This window comes from Agromyces hippuratus, from assembly GCF_013410355.1.
GTDB classification, from domain to species: domain Bacteria; phylum Actinomycetota; class Actinomycetes; order Actinomycetales; family Microbacteriaceae; genus Agromyces; species Agromyces hippuratus.
Map to the genome: position 1 here is coordinate 2314397 of NZ_JACCFI010000001.1, position 16856 is coordinate 2331252.

Genomic DNA, 16856 nt, shown 5'->3' on the forward strand with positions numbered 1-16856 from the left:
TCAGGACACGGCACCAGTTGTGGGGTCGACTTGGGGTGGCCCGGTGCGTCGCAGCACCCGCCGCCTACCCGACTGATGACGGAGGACTGCCATGTCTGCAGGACGCACCGCGGTGAAGACGGTGGCGGTCGTCGCCGCACTGGCTCTGGTCGCGACGGGAGCGATCGCCGCGACCGGTGGATTCGGCGGGGGTGCAGAACCCGGTGAACCGCTCGCACGCGAGTCGATGCTCACACCAGACGAACTCGGCGACGGCACCTTCGACGGGCTGCAGTACGCCGATCCATCCGACGGCCTCGCGCTCATCGACGCGCCCGAGGCATCCAGCGACGGCAGCGCCCGACTGTCGTACCCGATCCTCGTGCCGCAGGGCCGCGGCATGACCCCGGAGCTCTCGCTCGACTACACCTCCGCCACCGACTCGAGCTGGGCAGGCGTCGGCTGGGACCTCGGCATCGGCACCGTCGAGGTCGACACGAGTTTCGGCGTGCCCTACTTCGACCCGGCCAAGGAATCGGAGTCGTATTCGCTCGACGGCACGATGCTCGTGCCGAACGCGCTCGGCGAGACGTGGGAGAACCGCATCGCCGACCGCCAGGACTTCACCCGACAGGTCGAGACCGAGTACGAGCAGATCATCCGACACGGCGACGGACCGAAGAACTACTGGTGGGAGGTCCGCGACAAGATGGGCGGCATCCGCTGGTACGGCGCCGTGCCCGACGCAGGTGGCCCCATGGGCGGCCCGCTCGGCGTCACCGACGGCTCCGTGGACCCGGGCCCCAACGCCGGCGCACTCGACCCCGACTCCGTCGTCGTCGACGACGACGGCAACATCGTCAAGTGGCTGCTCTCCGCGCAGCGCGACGTCGGCGTCAACATGTTCCGCTACGACTACGACCTGCTGACCTATCGCTTCGACGAGACCGACGGCGTCTGGGTGGCGGATGCCGCGTGCGTCGACGACGTCGACACCCTCTGCGCACGCCACACCTACCTGCGCAGCATCTTCTACACCGAGGCCGCCGAGGCGTCCGACGAGAACCACCCGGTCGAGGGCTACCACGAGGAGCCGCCGTACGAGATCCGCTTCGTCCGGATGACCGAGCGCACGAACCCGTCGACGAACCTGCCGTACGGGCTGCGCATGGACACCACGCTGGACGCGACGGGGCGCTACCTCGACCTGCTCGCGGAACAGCTCGCGAGCGTCGAGGTCTGGCACGGCGACCTCGAGGTCGACGGCGGGCGCGTCTACGACAAGCTCGCCACCCGCTACGACCTCGGCTACGCGACCGGACCGTTCGGCAAGACCCTGCTGTCGACCGTGACCCAGGGCGCCGGCACCGCCGCCGCGGTCACCCACACCTTCGAGTACTTCAACGAGGTGCAGGATGGCCCGGATTCGTACGCGGGCTTCGCGACCGACCCGACGTGGGACACGGGCGACACGGGCGATGCCGACGACATCGGCGACCGCGCCTTCCTCGATGAGAACATCTCGGGCGGCGCACTCGGCGGCGCCGAGTCGAACTCCGCCGAGGGGCACGTCTACATCGGCTTCAACCCCGCAGTGCCGCAGAAGGTCGGTTCGTTCGGCGCCTCGATCCAGATCGGCGGCGGCCAGACCGACGGCATCGAGGAGCTCATCGACCTCAACGGCGACGGCCTCCCCGACAAGGTCTGGAAGCAGGACGGCCAGGCGACCGCGAGTTCGGTCTGGTACCGGCTGAACCTCGGCGGACCCGATGGCGAGCAGAAGTTCGGCGAGCCGATCGCGCTGACCACCCTCAGCGGCAAGGGACTCTCGCGCGACCACGAGTTCCAGCTCCAGGTGTCCCTCGAGGCCCACATCATCGTGACCGCGTCGTTCGGCGTCGGCGGAGCCGTCGCGTGGGGCGACGTGTACTTCACCGACGCGAACGCCGACGGGCTGCCCGACCTCGTGCACGAGGGCGCGGTGTACTTCAACCGGCTGACGAGCGGTGTCCCCACCTTCCTCGCCGGCAGCACCGGCACTCCCGTGCCGTTGGCCGACGGCGGCATGGCACCCGAGGTGAACAGCACCGAACTCGACCTGCTGCAGCAGCGCCTGCAGGAGGCATCCCCGCCCATCGACACCGTACGCCGCTGGATCGCACCGTTCGACGGCACGGTCTCGGTCGAGGGCGCCGCCGTACTCGACCCCGCCGAGAGCGCGGAGACCGACGACGGTGTGCGCGTGGCCATCCAGCTCAACGAGGAGCAGGAGTTCGCCGAGACCCTCGCCGCGGCTGGTGACCAGGCGTTCGACACGCCGACCTCGCTCGACGTGCAGCGCGGCGACCGCATCTACTTCCGCGTCGGTTCGCTCGACAACGGCGCCCACGACGAGGTCGCCTGGTCACCGCAGGTCGTCTACACGGCGATCGATGGCGCCGCCGTCGTCGACGAGGGCTCGGTCGACCCGGTACCCGATGACACGACCGAGATCCCGCTCGATGTGAACGGACTCTCGCAGACCTCGTACGACGCCGCCGCCGACTTCACCCTGGCGGGCCGGCCGAACACGCGCGTCGTCATGCCCTACGACGGCACCGTGCGGTTCACCACGACCGTGGTGAAGTCGAAGGCGACGAGCGACGACCTGCGCCTCGTGCTCGACCGCACCGATGCCGACCCGCTTGACGTGATCGAGGTCGACATCCCCGACGCCGCCGGAACCCCCGAGGGCGGCGGCGCGGCCGTGCCCATCGTCGACGGCGTCATTCCCGAGGACTTCGTCGGCACCATCGAGTTCCAGGCGGATGTCTCGGTGTCCGGCCCGGTCGCGGCCGACCCCGATGTCGCCGGCGACGAGCCCGAGACCGACAGCCTGCACACGCACCTCGCGGTCGACTCCACCATCGACCTGACCGCCATCTCGTGGAATCCGGCGATCCACTACACCGCCGCGACCGACGAGAACGGCGACCCGATCGAGGTGCAGAAGACGATCGAGGGTGTGCTGACCGACACGAAGCGCGTCGAGCTCGCCCCCGAGATCGAGCAGTATCCGAACCGGTCGACCGCGCAGGTCAGCGCGCCCTGGGCGGCCGACGAGACCGCAGGCTACGACGAGCTCCGCATCGAGCACGCCGTGCTCACCCCGATCGTCGACGAACTGCCGAGCCGTGACGTCGTGCTGACGATCAAGACCCGCGACGGGCTCGAGTGGAAGAGGTCGGTGGCGCTCGCGGCGTCGGCCGAGGAGACGGTCGTCGACCTCACCGACCCGTTCGGCGACGACGAGACGATCGGGCTCGACGACGGCGAGGAGTACTGGTTCGAGCTGAGCGCGCGCGAACCCGCGCTCTCCGATGCACTCTCGCAGGAGGCGATCACGGTCACGCTCGGCGAGGACACGGCGTCCCCCGACGTCGTGACGCCCCCGGTCGCGCTCACCTGGACCGGCCGGCAGGGCATCTTCCCGCTCGCATACCGGGGCTGGGGCATCGCCGGCTACACGGCGAGTGGAGCCCTGGCGACCACGCCCGTCGACGAGGACGCCTTCGTCATCGACGAGGACGCGCAACAGGCCACCGAGCCGGCCGACGGCTTCGACGACCTGTGCACCGGCTCGATCACCGAGTGCGAGGCCGAGCCCGACATCGACCCCTCGTACGCATACCTGCCGCTGCTCAACCCCGACTCGCTCGGCACCGAGGCCGACCCGATCGACGCCCCGCAGTGGCGCGGAACGCGCGACAACCTCGCCGCGTCCGCCGACCGGATGCGCTCGTCACGGCTCGCCTCCGACACCGTCACGCTCGGCCTCGACGAAGGCGGGGCCGCCGACGGCGTCACCCGCATCTCGGTCACCGGCCCCTCGCTCTCACTCGCCTTCGGCTTCGGTCCGCTCGGCGGGTCGGTCGGCGTCGGCCCGAGCTGGAGCCTCGTCGACTACGAGGACCTGAACGGCGACGGCTACCCCGACGTCATCACGCCCGAGCAGGTGCAGTACACCAGCCAGCGCGGCATCCTCTACAAGTCCGTCGACGGGCCGAGCGAGCGACGCGACCTCGTCAACCAGGACCTCACCATCAACGCCTCGGGCGGCCTCGACGCCGGCCTCGTCGACATCGCGGCCAACAACAAGGGCAAGACCAACACGACGCAGGGCAACGCCGCCTCGAAGGGCGGCAAGGCGGCCGACAGCGACCCGGGACTCGGCGCGGGCTTCGGCCTGAGCATCGGCGGCGGCCTCGACCTCGGGTTCACGAACCCCAACGAGTCGGGCCCCTCGGGAGGGCCGCTCTCGGCGGACTACGGCCCGCCCGCCGAGGCATCCGAGATCCCGAAGGGCGACGGAACCGCGCCGATGTCGCAGGAGCTCGCCGACGTCAACGGCGACGGGTTGCCCGACGTGGTCTACACGAACCCGAGCGGCGTGTTCGTGCGCTACAACCTCGGCTACGACTTCGCCGATGCGGCGCTCCCGCTCGCGACCGGCGGGTTCAACACGCAGGAGTCGATCGGCGGCCACGCCTCGGCCGGCTTCGCGACGCCGTGGGGCGAGTTCTCGGGCGGGCTCTCGTTCAACTGGAACTACGACATGGCTCGGTTCGCCTGGATCGACGTGAACGGCGACGGCATTCCCGACCGACTGCACAAGGCCTCGGCCGGCGGGCAGCCGACGGTCGAGTTCGGCACCGGCTCGGGCCTCGCCCCTGCCGTCGACTTCGGCGACTTCGCGCGGGCGTCGGGGGTCGGCGTCGCCGATCTGGGCGCCTCGCCGCAGGTCACCTACGACCGCTCGCAGGGCATCGGCGGCGGCGTCGACTTCACGGTCTACGCGGGCCCCCTGTGCGTCGTGGCGTGCTACCTGGTCGTCAACCCGGGCGCGTCGTACCAGAACTCGGTGAGCTTCTCGGAGGTCACGCTCGAGGACATCGACGGCGACGGATTCGTCGACTCGCTCGCCTCGACCGACGACCACGAGGTGAGCGTGCAGCGCAACACGACGGGCCGCACCAACCTGCTCTCCGCGGTCGTGAACCCGCTCGGCGGCACCGTCAGCCTCGACTACGAGCGCTACGGCAACACGGTCGACCACCCCGACTCCACCTGGGCGCTCAGCCGCGTCGAGGTCGACGACGGGCGCACGGGCGACGGCGTGGATGTCTCGGTGTCGGCCTTCGACTACGAGAACCCGCGGTTCGACCGGCTGTTCCGCCAGAGCCTCGGCTTCTCGAAGGTCACCGAGCGGGAGCTCGACCCGAGCGACGTCGCCCAGCGGATCACCGAGACCGAGTACCTCAACGACAACGTGTTCGTCGCGGGCCTGCAGACCTCGATGACCGTGCGCGACGGCAGGAACGACACGAAGCTCCGCGCGGCGACCCTCGACTGGGGCATCCGCGACGTGCAGGGCGTGCCCGGCGGCTTCGACCCGCTCGCCGAGGCCGATCTCGTCGACGTCGCGACGGCGATCCCCGCGTTGAGCGGCACCGAGTCCCTCACCTGGTCGTTCGCCCCGCTCGTCACCGACAGCGAGGAACGGTACTTCGCGGCCGACGGCACGACCGTCGGCAATGAGACGAGCGTGAGCTTCGTCTACGACGGCCTCGGCAACGTGCTCGAGCAGCTCGACGAGGGCGAACTCGAGACCGACGCCGACGACGTGCTCACCGTCACCGACTACTCCGACTGCCAGATCTCGGCCTCCGAGGTCGAGCTCGACGGCAACGGCGACTACGACTCGGGGGTCGGATGCTTCGGCGAGACCCCGTTCTACCCGATGCCGACCGACGAGCAGGCGTCGCCGATCTTCTCGCCCGACGTCTGCCCGACGTGGGTGAGCGTGCCGGCCGTCATCACGATGTACGACTCCGACGGCGGCATCCTCCGGCAGCGCGACGGGCGCGACTCGGTCTGCGACAACCAGTCGGTGACACTCCTCGAGGAGCGCATCAGCGACGACGAGTCCGCCGTGACCGAGTTGCAGTACGACGCGTGGGGCAGCTACAACCGCATCGTCTACCCCGAGGGAGAGGGCGGCGTGCGCTACGCGGTCGAGTACATCTACGACACGAACGTGGGCCATGCGAACATCGCCGAGGTCACCGAGTACGACTTCGACAGCCAGGACGAGGTCGACGTGTTCCTCGACTACGAGGCGGACACCGACCCTGATCCGCTCCGCACCGGCATGACCTCGTTCGCGACCTTCGACTGGAGCTCGGGCAAGGTGGCGAGTCGCACCGATGCGAACGACAACACGACGTCGTACACCTACGACGACCTGTCGCGTCTCGCCTCGATCAGCAACCCGCTGCAGGCCGGCGCCGTGACGTTCGAGTACCACCCGAGCGCCCCGGGCTACGGCTATGCGATCGCCCGGCACGCCGATGCGTTCAACGACGACCCGATCGAGACCGTGCAGTTCGCCGACGGCATCGGCCGCATCACCCAGCAGAAGCGCGACGCGCGCGCCGTGAACGCCCAGGGGGTCCCTCTCGAGGGCCGGGTCGTCAGCGGCGCCGTCGTGTACGACCTGTTCGGCCATGAGGCGGAGGTCTACCGGCCGACGTTCGACACGGTCGCTCAGACCGTGTACGAGACGGCGACGTCGCCCGCCCCGACGAAGACGACGCACGAGTTCAATCTCCTCGACCAGGAGACGAAGCAGACCGAGCCCGGCGCGCGCGTGACGGCGACGACGTACGGATTCGGCGACGCCGAGCTCGGCGGCGATGGAGTCGCCGTGCAGCAGGCCGCGAGCACCGACCCCCGCGGCCGGGTGACGACGACCTTCACCGACATCCGCGGCAACGAACTGCGGATGGACGACCAGCCGCTCGACCCGGCCACGCCGAATCCGCTCGACCTGCTGCCGCCCAAGACGGCGACCTACGAGTACAACCCGCTCGGGGAGCTGCTGCAGGTCGTCGACGTGGCCGGCAACGCGACCACCCACACCTACGACGGAGTCGGCAACAAGCTGACGACCGACACCCCCGACGGCGGCCTGGTCGAGACCTGGTTCGACACCGAGGGCAAGGTCATCAAGGAGGTCTCGCCGACCCTGCGGGAGGAGGACGTCGAGACGACCTACCACTACGAGCTGCAGAACCTCGTGAAGGTCGACTACCCCGAGGACACGCCCGACGTGACGTACACGTACGGCGAGGCCGGAGCCGCCGGCAACGGCGCGGGCAGGATCGTGCAGATCGACGACGCCGCCCGCGTGGTGACGCTCGAGTACGACGCGCTCGGCAACACGACCAACCAGCTCAGCGAGATCAAGCTGCACAACTGGCAGCCGGGCGACGAGAAGTTCCAGTGGACGACCGAATGGGTCTACGACGGGCTCAGCCGAATCTCGACGATGACCTATCCCGACGGCGAGGTGCTGACCTACGACTACGACGCCGGCGGTCTGACGAAGTCGGTCGTGGGCGACGAGCCCGGTCTCGTGCAGGTGCCCCAGCTCGACGCCGACGGCAACCCGATGTTCGACGCCGACGGCAACCCGCTCTACACCGACGAACCGACCACCTGGCACTACGACTACGTGACCGACCGTCGCTACGACGAGTTCCTCACGCCCGCGGCGATCGACTACGGCAACGGCGCGACCACGTCGTGGACGTACGAGCCGCTCACCCGCTGGCTCAGCAACGTGCGCACCGTCTCGGCGGATCGCCCGTTGAAGGGCAACCCCGTCGCGTACCGAGAGGTGCAGGACCAGTCATACGGTTACGACGTGGTCGGCAATCCGAAGACGTACTCGAACAACGTGCCGCCGACGGTGACGAACCTGTTCGGCAGCCCGGTCTCGATGACGTACACCTACGACGCATACGACCGGCTCACCTTCACCTCCGGCTCCGCTGCGGTGTGGAAGAACACGCGCAGCTTCACGTTCGATCTCGATTTCGACGACGCAGGCAACGTCGAGCGGAAGATGCAGGTCGACAAGCTCGGCAGCAAGGTGCAGGCCGACACCTCGTACTCGTTCACCCGCACCTTCGACGCCGACGGTCCGCACCAGGTCAGCACCCAGGGGCAGGACACCTTCCATTACGACGCCGACGGCGAGCTCGTCCAGATCGTCAACGGCACCGGCAAGAAGGCGAAGATCACCCGCGAGATCACCTGGAACTGGGCCGGCAAGATGGAACTCGTCGACGAATACGGCGAGACGACGGAGTACGCGTACGACGATGCCGGCCGGCGGGTCATCGAACGCGGCCCGAACGGCGAGACCGCGTTCATCAACCCGTGGGTCACCGTGCGCAACGGCAACGAGCTCACGAAGCAGATCTGGATCGACGACGAACTGATCGCGCAGCAGCGCGACCCCGGCGATGATCCGTACACACCCGAGGGGCAGCGGTACTTCCTCCACAAGGACCTGCAGGGCAGCACCAACGTCGTCACCGATGCGGGCGGCCAGGCGTTCCAGCACCAGGAGTACTTCCCGACCGGCGAGGTGTGGATCGACGAGCACTCCACGGTGTACCGCACCGCGTACCAGTACGCCGGCGCCTACACCGACGAGCGGCGGAGCCTGATCGACTTCGGCGAGCGCTGGTACGACGCCAGGCGTGAGTTGTTCCTGACGGTGGATCCCGCGTTGAGCGAGCCCTTCAGCATCATCGAGGCTCCCGAACTGCAGGCCTCCTATGCCTACGCGGGCTCGAACGCGATCAGGTACACCGACCCGAGTGGTGCGCTCTTCACCATCGCGAAGGCCAACGACATCGTTCGGGCGGCCTGGGACAAGAGCGACGCCGCCGGCACGATGTCGGGCTTCGGCGCCCTCGGACCGATCGGCTCCTGGATCGACGCCGGCACGGCGAACCACCTGCCGACGTCGTTCGCCACGCTCGGAGCCGGCATGGATCGGGCCGCCGCGAAGAAGTGGCAGGACACCGCCGAGATGTTCGACCCGAACCCGCTGATCGACATCGATCTGGGTGAGGGCACCGTGAAGTTCGGTGCGCCCTACGGCAAGCGGGCGAAGTTCGGCGGCACGGATGCCGCGGCAGCCGCGAAACCGGCCGGCACCGCCACCGGCAACGCGACGTCGGGCGGCACACCGTCGGTCAACAGCAGCCAGAGTTCGAGCGCGGCGGGCACCTCGAGCGGCGCCGGTGGCATCGCGAAGGCGTCGGGCACGCCCAAGCCGCTGCCGGCGACGCCCACGAAGGCGAAGCAGACGGCACCGACGAAGAAGGCGCTGCCGACACCGCCGACGAAGAACGGCACGCAGCCATCCGCACCGAACTCGACGGGCAGCTGAGCGGCCGCTGCGGGGAGGACCCACCGGCCGTGCTCGACTGAGCACGGCCGGTACACTTGCAGGGTCAGGCATTCGCCCCGCGGCATCCGCCCGCCGCCGTTCTCTGGAGCTCGCCACTCGTGACCACTGAAGCCACCGCCAACACCGCTGCCCCTTCGACAGGCTCAGGGAGCACTCCGGTGCTCGACACCGTCGAGGTCGCGGCGACCTCTCCCGAGAAGGAGCAGCCGTACGCCGCCCTGGGCCTGAAGCCCGACGAGTACGAGCGCATCCGCAACATCCTGGGCCGTCGCCCCACGAGCGCCGAGCTCGCGATGTACTCGGTCATGTGGAGCGAGCACTGCTCGTACAAGTCGTCGAAGATCTACCTTCGCCAGTTCGGCAAGAAGGTCACGCCCGAGATGAAGAAGAACCTCATGGTGGGCATGGGCGAGAACGCGGGCGTCATCGACGTCGGCGAGGGCTGGGCGGTCACGTTCAAGATCGAGAGCCACAACCACCCGAGCTACATCGAGCCGTTCCAGGGCGCCGCGACCGGCGTCGGCGGCATCGTGCGCGACATCATCTCGATGGGTGCACGCCCGGTCGCCGTCATGGACGCGCTGCGCTTCGGCGCCATCGACCACCCCGACACCGCGCGCGTCGTGCACGGCGTGGTCTCGGGCATCAGCTTCTACGGCAATTGCCTCGGCCTGCCGAACATCGGCGGCGAGACCTGGTTCGACCCGGTGTACCAGGCGAACCCGCTCGTGAACGCCCTCGCGGTCGGCGTCATGCGCCACGAAGACCTGCACCTCGCCAACGCCAAGGGCGCCGGCAACAAGGTCGTGCTCTTCGGCGCCCGCACGGGCGGCGACGGCATCGGCGGCGCGTCGATCCTCGCGTCCGACAGCTTCGACGAGGGCGGCCCGACCAAGCGCCCCGCGGTACAGGTCGGCGACCCCTTCGCCGAGAAGGTGCTCATCGAGTGCTGCCTCGAGCTCTTCGCGGGCGACCTCGTCGAGGGCATCCAAGACCTCGGCGCGGCCGGCATCTCGTGCGCGACCTCCGAGCTCGCGTCGAACGGCGACGGCGGCATGGCGATCGTGCTCGACGACGTGCTGCTGCGCGACCCGACGCTCACGCCCGAAGAGATCCTGATGAGCGAGAGCCAGGAGCGCATGATGGCGATCGTGCGCCCCGAGAAGCTCGACGGCTTCCTCGAGGTCGTCAAGAAGTGGGACGTCGAGACGAGCGTGCTCGGCGAGGTCACCGACACGGGTCGCCTGAGCATCATGTGGCACGGCCAGGAGATCGTGAACGTCGACCCGCGCACCGTCGCCGTCGACGGCCCGGTCTACGAGCGCCCCGTCGCCTACCCCACCTGGATCGACGCGCTGCAGGCCGACACGGCCGCGAAGCTCGACCGCCCGGCGACGCCCGAGGAGATCCGCGCACAGTTCCTGCAACTGGTCGGCTCGGCGAACCAGGCGGATGCCGCGTGGGTCACGAACCAGTACGACAAGTACGTGCTCGGCAACACGGCCCTCAGCTACCCCGACGACGCGGGCATGGTGCGCGTCGACGAGGAGTCCGGCCTCGGCGTCTCGGTCGCGACCGACGCCAACGGCCGCTACTCGCAGCTCGACCCCCGTCAGGGCGCGAAGCTCGCGCTCGCCGAGGCGTACCGCAACGTCGCCGTCTCGGGCGCGGTGCCCGCCGCCGTCTCCGACTGCCTGAACTTCGGCTCCCCCGAGAACCCCGAGGTCATGTGGCAGTTCTCCGAGACGGTCGAAGGCCTCAGCGACGGATGCCTCGAGCTCGGCATCCCCGTCACGGGCGGCAACGTCTCGTTCTACAACCAGACCGGTGACGTGCCGATCCACCCGACGCCCGTGATCGCCGTGCTCGGCGTGATCGACGACGTCGCCCGCCGCATCCCGTCGGGATGGCAGGACGACGGCCACAACATCTACCTCCTCGGCGACACCGCGCTCGAGCTCGACGGCTCCGCGTGGGCCGGCGTCGTGCACGGCCACCTCGGCGGTCGCCCGCCGGCCGTCGACCTCGCCGGTGAGAAGCGCCTCGCCGAGCTGCTGAACGCGGCGGCGATCGAGGGCCTCATCGACTCGGCGCACGACCTCTCCGACGGCGGCCTCGCGATCGCCCTCGCCGAGGCGGTCGGCCGCTTCGGCCTCGGTGCCCGCGTCGTGCTCGACGAGGTCGCCGGCGACGCCGACATCGACCTCGCCACCGCGCTCTTCTCCGAGTCGACGGGCCGCGTCATCGTGACGGTACCGCGCGAAGACGACGTGAAGTTCCGCGGCCTCTGCGATGGGCGCGACTACCCGGTGCGCCGCATCGGCGTGACCGACGCGACATCCGGAGCCCTCGAGGTGCAGGGACTCTTCACCGTCTCGATCGACGAGCTGCGCGGCATCAACCGCGCGCCGCTCGCCGACGCGTTCGGCCCCATCGTCGGCTACTGACCCGACCGGCCGAGCCGCTGGTCGAGTAGCGAAGCGTATCGAGACCCCGTGACCCAGTCCGAGTCGTACACCGAGGCCTACGCGGCGTCCCATGGTCGCTTCGCGGTCATCCCGGCCGCCTACGTCGTGCTCCGGCGCGGCGACGAGGTGCTGCTCCAGCTGCGGCGCGGCACGGGCTACTTCGACGAGCACTGGGCGTGCGGCGCCGCCGGCCACGTCGAGCAGGGCGAGTCGCTGCTCGCCGCAGCCGCGCGCGAGACTCGCGAGGAACTCGGCGTCGAGCTCGACGAGTCGGCGCTCACCGTGCTGACCGTCATGCACCGCACGGGAGGCGCCCCGCACCGCGCGATCGAGGAGCGCATCGACGTGTTCTTCAGCGCGACGGCGTGGCGCGGTGAGCCGAGTCTCATGGAGGACAAGGCCGTCGAGCTCCGCTGGTTCCCGCTCGACGCCCTGCCCGATCCCGTGGTGCCGCACGAACTCGCGATTCTCGAGGCGCTGCGCGACGGCGCCCTCTCCCCGATCACGCCGTACGGATTCTGAGCATGGCCCCCGATTCGTGGCCGCTCGCCCTGATCTGGGTGCCGGTCGCGCTGTTCGCCCTCGCGATCGTGGTCGGCATCGTCGTGCGCTGGTTCCGCGCGCCGCATGGCACCCGCTCGCGCCTCCGGCATGCGCTCGGGCCGCTCATGAGCGCCGGCGAGAAGTACCAGGAGCTCCATACCGGGCAGCGGGGACTGCAGGACTCGATCATCGAGTCGATCCAGGAGCAGGAGACGCTGGGCTCCGAACGCGGTACCGGGGACGACGATGGGAAGCCCGGCCTGCGAGTTCCATGAGCGTTCGGCGCGAGCGGATGCCGCGGCTCTCGCGGTAGCCTGTCGGCCATGGTGTCGGCGCAACGGCCGACCGGCAGGCGTATGAGAGCGAGACGATGGACGGATTCTTCGTGTGGAACCTCCTCGCGATCATCGTCGGCATCGCGTACCTCGCCGCCATCGTCTGGGTCGTGTCGCTGATCATCCGCAGCGATGAGCTGAACGAACTCGAGCGCTGGATCTGGGCGATCGCGGTGATCTGCTTCCCGCTCGTCGGCTCCATCGTGTGGTTCGCCGCCGGCCCGCACCCGTTCGGCATCCGCATCAGCCGCGACCTCCGGTAGTCGGGCGCAACCCGGCCCAGAGTGCGGCCCATTGCGCGCCGGTGAGCCGGCTCGGCAACACGTCGGCAGCGACACCCACGGAGCTCAGCAGCCCGCGAACCCGCTCAGCGGGCACCGGCCGCGAGGTGCGGCGGAGGATCTGGGCGAGTCCGCGCCCCTTCCCCCGGTAGACCTCGGCGACGAACGCCTGGTACGCGGAACGGTCTGCCGTCGGCACGAGTGGCTCATGGCGCCGCTCGATCGTGAAGACACCGCCGTCGACTGACGGCGCCGGCCTGAACGCCCGAGCCGGCACGCGCTCGTGCAGGCGGAACGTGAACCACGGGTCCCACTGGGCCGTGAGCAGGCTCGAACCGCCGATCCCGCAACGGCGCCGCGCGACCTCCCACTGGGTGAGCAGGATCGCGTCGGTCCAGTGCCCGCGGGCGAGGAGCGATCGCATGATGGCCGTCGTGAGATGGAACGGCACATTGCCGACGACGACGTGGGGTGCCGCGGGAAACCGCCACGCGAGCGCATCGGCCTCGAGGATCGTCACGTCGGCGTCGTGCTCGAACTCACGACGGAGCGAACCGGCCCGGCGCCCGTCGATCTCGAGCGCGGTGAGCGGCCGGCCGAGCGCCGCGAGTTCGCGGGTGATCGCGCCGCTGCCGGCGCCGAGTTCGACGATCGGGCCGCGAGTGGCAGCCGTCAGTGCGACGACCCTGTCGATGATGCGGCGGTCGACGAGGAAGTTCTGGCCGAGTTCGTGACGACCGCCGACGACCGGCGAACGGTCGAACGCAGACACCGGCGCGGGCGCTCGACGAGCGCGGGCAGACTGGCCCGAACGGGAAGCTGAAGACGAGAAGGGAACTGAAGAAGGGTTGTGCGTACGCAATGTGAACTCCGCTGGCGAGGATCGTCAGCCGGGCGCGCCGAAGGAGCACCGCGGCCAGGGTCGTCATGGCCGAGGCGGAGGGACGCGTGTGATGGTTCGGTCGCTCCGCCTCAGGCGGTGCGGGGCCGAATGATCAGCGCGGAGAAATTGCAGGACACGATCGTCGACCCTAGCAAACGGGAACGCGACGTCAACAGCTCAGGCGCCCGACGGCGGATTCACGAGCAGATCCACACGGTCGGCGAGGTAGCGATCGAGCGGCGTCAGAGCATCGGGCTGCGCCGGGTTCCAGCGCACGAACAGCGCGTCGCCGACCACCACGAGCGGTCCGGATGCCGCGGCGTGCACGAGCTCGTCGGGGTCGACGGGTACGGCACCGAAGTTCACGGTCTCGCCCTCGGCGAAGCCGCCCTTCACGGCGGCCGCGGCGAAGGCACGCTGCTCGGCGATCGACGCGGCGGGAGCGCTCCGCCGCACGGGGCGTTCGGCACGAACGACCCGGCCGGTCGCGAAGAGCCGTCCGTCGGGGTCGACGAGCAGCACGCCGAGGCGCCAGACCCGGCCGAGCGGCGTCATCCGGGCCGCACGCGGAACGCCGAGGGTGCGTCGCTCGGGCACGTACTCGGCGAGCGCCTCGTCGCGAGCGCCGTGACGCCCGAGTTCGGCCGCGGCCGTGGCACCGGCGGCGTCGAGCGCCCGAAGCACGCCCGAAGACCCGGTCGACCGAGCCGACGGCGGCTCCGTGGCATCCGTCATCGCGAACGCCCGATGAGCTCCAGCAGCGCGAGGCCGTACGCCTCGGCCACATCGGGGTGCTCGAAGCGGCGGGTCTCGCCGCCGAGCTCGATCTCGACCTCGAACGCGTCGTCGAGGCGTCGGAGCGCCCGGAAGGTCGCCCGCAGCAACTCCCGCAGCTGGTCTTCGCGCGGCAGCCAGACGGCGTCTCCGACCGACACCGAGTCGAGCGCCCACTCGGTCGTGCCGTTGAAGCCGAGCACCGTGTCGGTCGAGAACGCCTGCGGCTCGATCGTCATCTCGCTGACGGTGAACACCTCGGCCTCGACCTCGGATTCGACGGTGTCGGGCAGGTCGAGTGCGAAGCGGTCGCCCGACTCGGGGGTCCACACGAGTCCGGCGTCCCGCAGCGCGAGGGCGAGCTCGCGACCGATCACGGGGCGCTCGCGGGCACCGCGACGCTGTAGTCGGCGTCGACGAGGATCGGCATGTGATCGGATGACCCGCGCGCGAGCGTCTCGACGCCGGCGATGTCGAGACCGACCGAGGTCGCGAGATCGAAGTGACCGCGGAAGAACTTGTACCGCGTATACGTGCGCTTGTCGCTGAGCGTCAGGTCGTAGCCCGAGTCGCGCACCTTCTCGCCGAGGTTCTCCTTGAAGATCGGGTAGTTGTAGTCGCCGACCATGAGGGTGGGCAGGCCGGGGCCGAGGAACTGGAGCTCTCCGAGGGCCGACTTGATCTGGTGGCGTCGCAGCGAGTTCAGCGCGGTCAACGGCGCCGCGTGGAACGAGGCGACGATCAGCTCGCGCTGCGCCTCGTTGTCGAAGAGCCGCACACCGATGAGGCGCTCGTGCGCGGGCCGCAGCAGCCGGTCGTGCAACGACTTCTTCAGTGCGAAGGCCTGGATGCGCACCGCCCGGAACCGCTCGGCGTCGTAGTAGAGCGCGAGGCCGAGCCGGTTGCGCTGGGTCGCGTCGGCGAGCTGCAGATCGTGGATCTGCTGCGGCAGGTCTTGCGTGTCGCACTCCTGCAGGCAGAGGATGTCGGGCGAGTAGCGCTCGACGAGGCCGACGAGCTCGCCACTCGCCCGGTGCTTGCGGAGGTTGTAGCTGATCACGCGCATGGTTCGATCAGCCTACGTCCCCCGGCTCCCGTCGGCCCCAGAATCTCGGATCAGATCAGACGGCGACCAGGCGCCACGCCGACGCGCACGTGCAGTCCCGTCGCGGCCTCCTCGAGCGCGAGGTCGAGTTCGGCGAGCGGATGCGTCGCCCCCACGAGCTCCTCGAAGGGCAGCTGCTGCCATGCCCGCTCGAGGAACGCGACCGCGCGCTCGAGCTGCACCGCCGTGTAGTTGTGCACACCGGTCACGGTGGCGAGGCGCCGCACGATCGTCTCGGGGTCGAGGCTCACCTCCGACCCGGGCGACACGCTGCCGACGAGCACGGCGACGCCGCCGACCCCGATGACGTCGAGCACGGTGCGCACCGCTGCCGCCGTGCCCGAGGCTTCGATCGCCACCAGCACCTCGGTGAGCCCGCGCTCCGCGAAGCGGGCGAGCACGGCGTCGAGGCGTTCGGGCGCGGCGCCGCGGGCGAGCGGGTCGACCGTGACGGCGCCGAGCCGCCGGGCGAACGCGCGCCGCGAGGCATCCGGGTCCGCGACGATGACCTCGGCGCCCGCCTCGACGGCCATTGCCGCGACCGACAGCCCGATCATGCCCGCCCCCGTCACGAGCAGGAGGGCTCCGTCGAGTTCGACCCGCGCCGCAGCGGCGTCGAGGGCGGCGACCGCGGTGGCCGTCGCGCAGGAGGCGGGCGCGGCGATGGCTGCAGGCAGCGTCTCGCTCACACGCACCGTCGCGGTACCGGCGCGCAACTGCACGTGAGTGGCGAATCCGCCCGACAGCTCCCAGCCGCGGTGCACGCGCTCATGTCCGTACTTGGCGAGCGTGCGGCACTTCTGGGCGAGCCCCCTGCGGCACCGGTCGCAGTCGCCGCAGCTGACGGTGACCGACCAGACGACGCGGTCGCCGAGCGCGAGCGGCGACCCGTCGGCCCGCACGGCGCCGTCGCCGACGGCGACGACGCGGCCGACCTGCTCGTGCCCGAGCACGAGCGGCGCGGGGGCCGAGCGGTGGCCGCTGACGGTGTGCACGTCGGAACCGCAGACGGTCGCGAGCTCGACCTCGACGAGCGCCTCGCCGGGCGCGAGCCGCACGCCGGGCGCCGCGAGCGCCTCGTGCGGGCGGCCGGGTTCGTACCAGACCATGGCGACCGGTGAGGGCTTGACGATCACGTCGAGGTCGCCCACCCGCACGACGGTGTGCATCGACATCGC

Annotated in this window: 10 protein-coding genes; 5 read left to right on the forward strand and 5 right to left on the reverse strand. The window is 70.0% G+C overall.

Annotation, left to right across the window (positions count from 1 at the left end):
* Nucleotides 1-91: 91 nt before the first annotated feature.
* The 5 genes from BJY17_RS10810 to BJY17_RS10830 all read left to right on the forward strand — a co-directional run bounded on the left by BJY17_RS10810 (nucleotide 92) and on the right by BJY17_RS10830 (nucleotide 12898).
* Nucleotides 92-9268 carry a SpvB/TcaC N-terminal domain-containing protein gene (locus BJY17_RS10810; protein WP_179551348.1) on the forward strand — a complete coding sequence of 3059 codons (9177 nt, stop codon included), beginning with the start codon at nucleotides 92-94 and terminating at the stop codon, nucleotides 9266-9268.
* Between the two features lie 179 nt (nucleotides 9269-9447).
* Nucleotides 9448-11736 carry a phosphoribosylformylglycinamidine synthase subunit PurL gene (gene purL, locus BJY17_RS10815; protein ID WP_322789813.1) on the forward strand — a complete coding sequence of 763 codons (2289 nt, stop codon included), beginning with the start codon at nucleotides 9448-9450 and terminating at the stop codon, nucleotides 11734-11736.
* Nucleotides 11737-11784: 48 nt separating this feature from the next.
* Nucleotides 11785-12279: an NUDIX hydrolase gene (locus tag BJY17_RS10820; protein ID WP_179551350.1), complete on the forward strand. Its 495-nt coding sequence runs from the start codon at nucleotides 11785-11787 to the stop codon at nucleotides 12277-12279.
* Between the two features lie 2 nt (nucleotides 12280-12281).
* A complete protein-coding gene (locus BJY17_RS10825; RefSeq protein WP_179551351.1) occupies nucleotides 12282-12575 on the forward strand; it encodes a hypothetical protein in 294 nt (97 codons plus the stop codon).
* Nucleotides 12576-12670: 95 nt separating this feature from the next.
* Nucleotides 12671-12898 (forward strand): PLDc N-terminal domain-containing protein, encoded by a 228-nt coding sequence (locus BJY17_RS10830; RefSeq protein WP_129231821.1) that lies wholly within the window; start codon nucleotides 12671-12673, stop codon nucleotides 12896-12898.
* On the opposite strand, the gene erm is transcribed toward BJY17_RS10830, so the two are convergent.
* The 5 genes from erm to BJY17_RS10855 all read right to left on the reverse strand — a co-directional run bounded on the left by erm (nucleotide 12879) and on the right by BJY17_RS10855 (nucleotide 16853).
* On the reverse strand, nucleotides 12879-13688 hold the full coding sequence (erm, locus tag BJY17_RS10835) for a 23S ribosomal RNA methyltransferase Erm (protein ID WP_179551352.1): 810 nt from the start codon (nucleotides 13686-13688) through the stop codon (nucleotides 12879-12881). The two genes, BJY17_RS10830 and erm, sit on opposite strands and share 20 nt — an antisense overlap.
* Nucleotides 13689-13976: 288 nt before the next feature.
* Nucleotides 13977-14534, reverse strand: coding sequence for a hypothetical protein (locus tag BJY17_RS10840; RefSeq protein WP_179551353.1), 558 nt, complete (start codon nucleotides 14532-14534; stop codon nucleotides 13977-13979).
* Nucleotides 14531-14950, reverse strand: a complete 420-nt coding sequence (locus tag BJY17_RS10845) for a hypothetical protein (protein WP_056012080.1) — start codon at nucleotides 14948-14950, stop codon at nucleotides 14531-14533. The genes BJY17_RS10840 and BJY17_RS10845 overlap by 4 nt, the downstream gene beginning before the upstream one ends.
* Nucleotides 14947-15639 carry an endonuclease/exonuclease/phosphatase family protein gene (locus BJY17_RS10850; protein ID WP_056012083.1) on the reverse strand — a complete coding sequence of 231 codons (693 nt, stop codon included), beginning with the start codon at nucleotides 15637-15639 and terminating at the stop codon, nucleotides 14947-14949. The genes BJY17_RS10845 and BJY17_RS10850 overlap by 4 nt, the downstream gene beginning before the upstream one ends.
* A gap of 50 nt (nucleotides 15640-15689) precedes the next feature.
* The gene (locus BJY17_RS10855; RefSeq protein ID WP_179551354.1) at nucleotides 15690-16853 is read right to left on the reverse strand and encodes an alcohol dehydrogenase catalytic domain-containing protein; all 1164 of its coding nucleotides are present in this window, start codon (nucleotides 16851-16853) and stop codon (nucleotides 15690-15692) included.
* Between the last annotated feature and the right edge of the window lie 3 nt (nucleotides 16854-16856).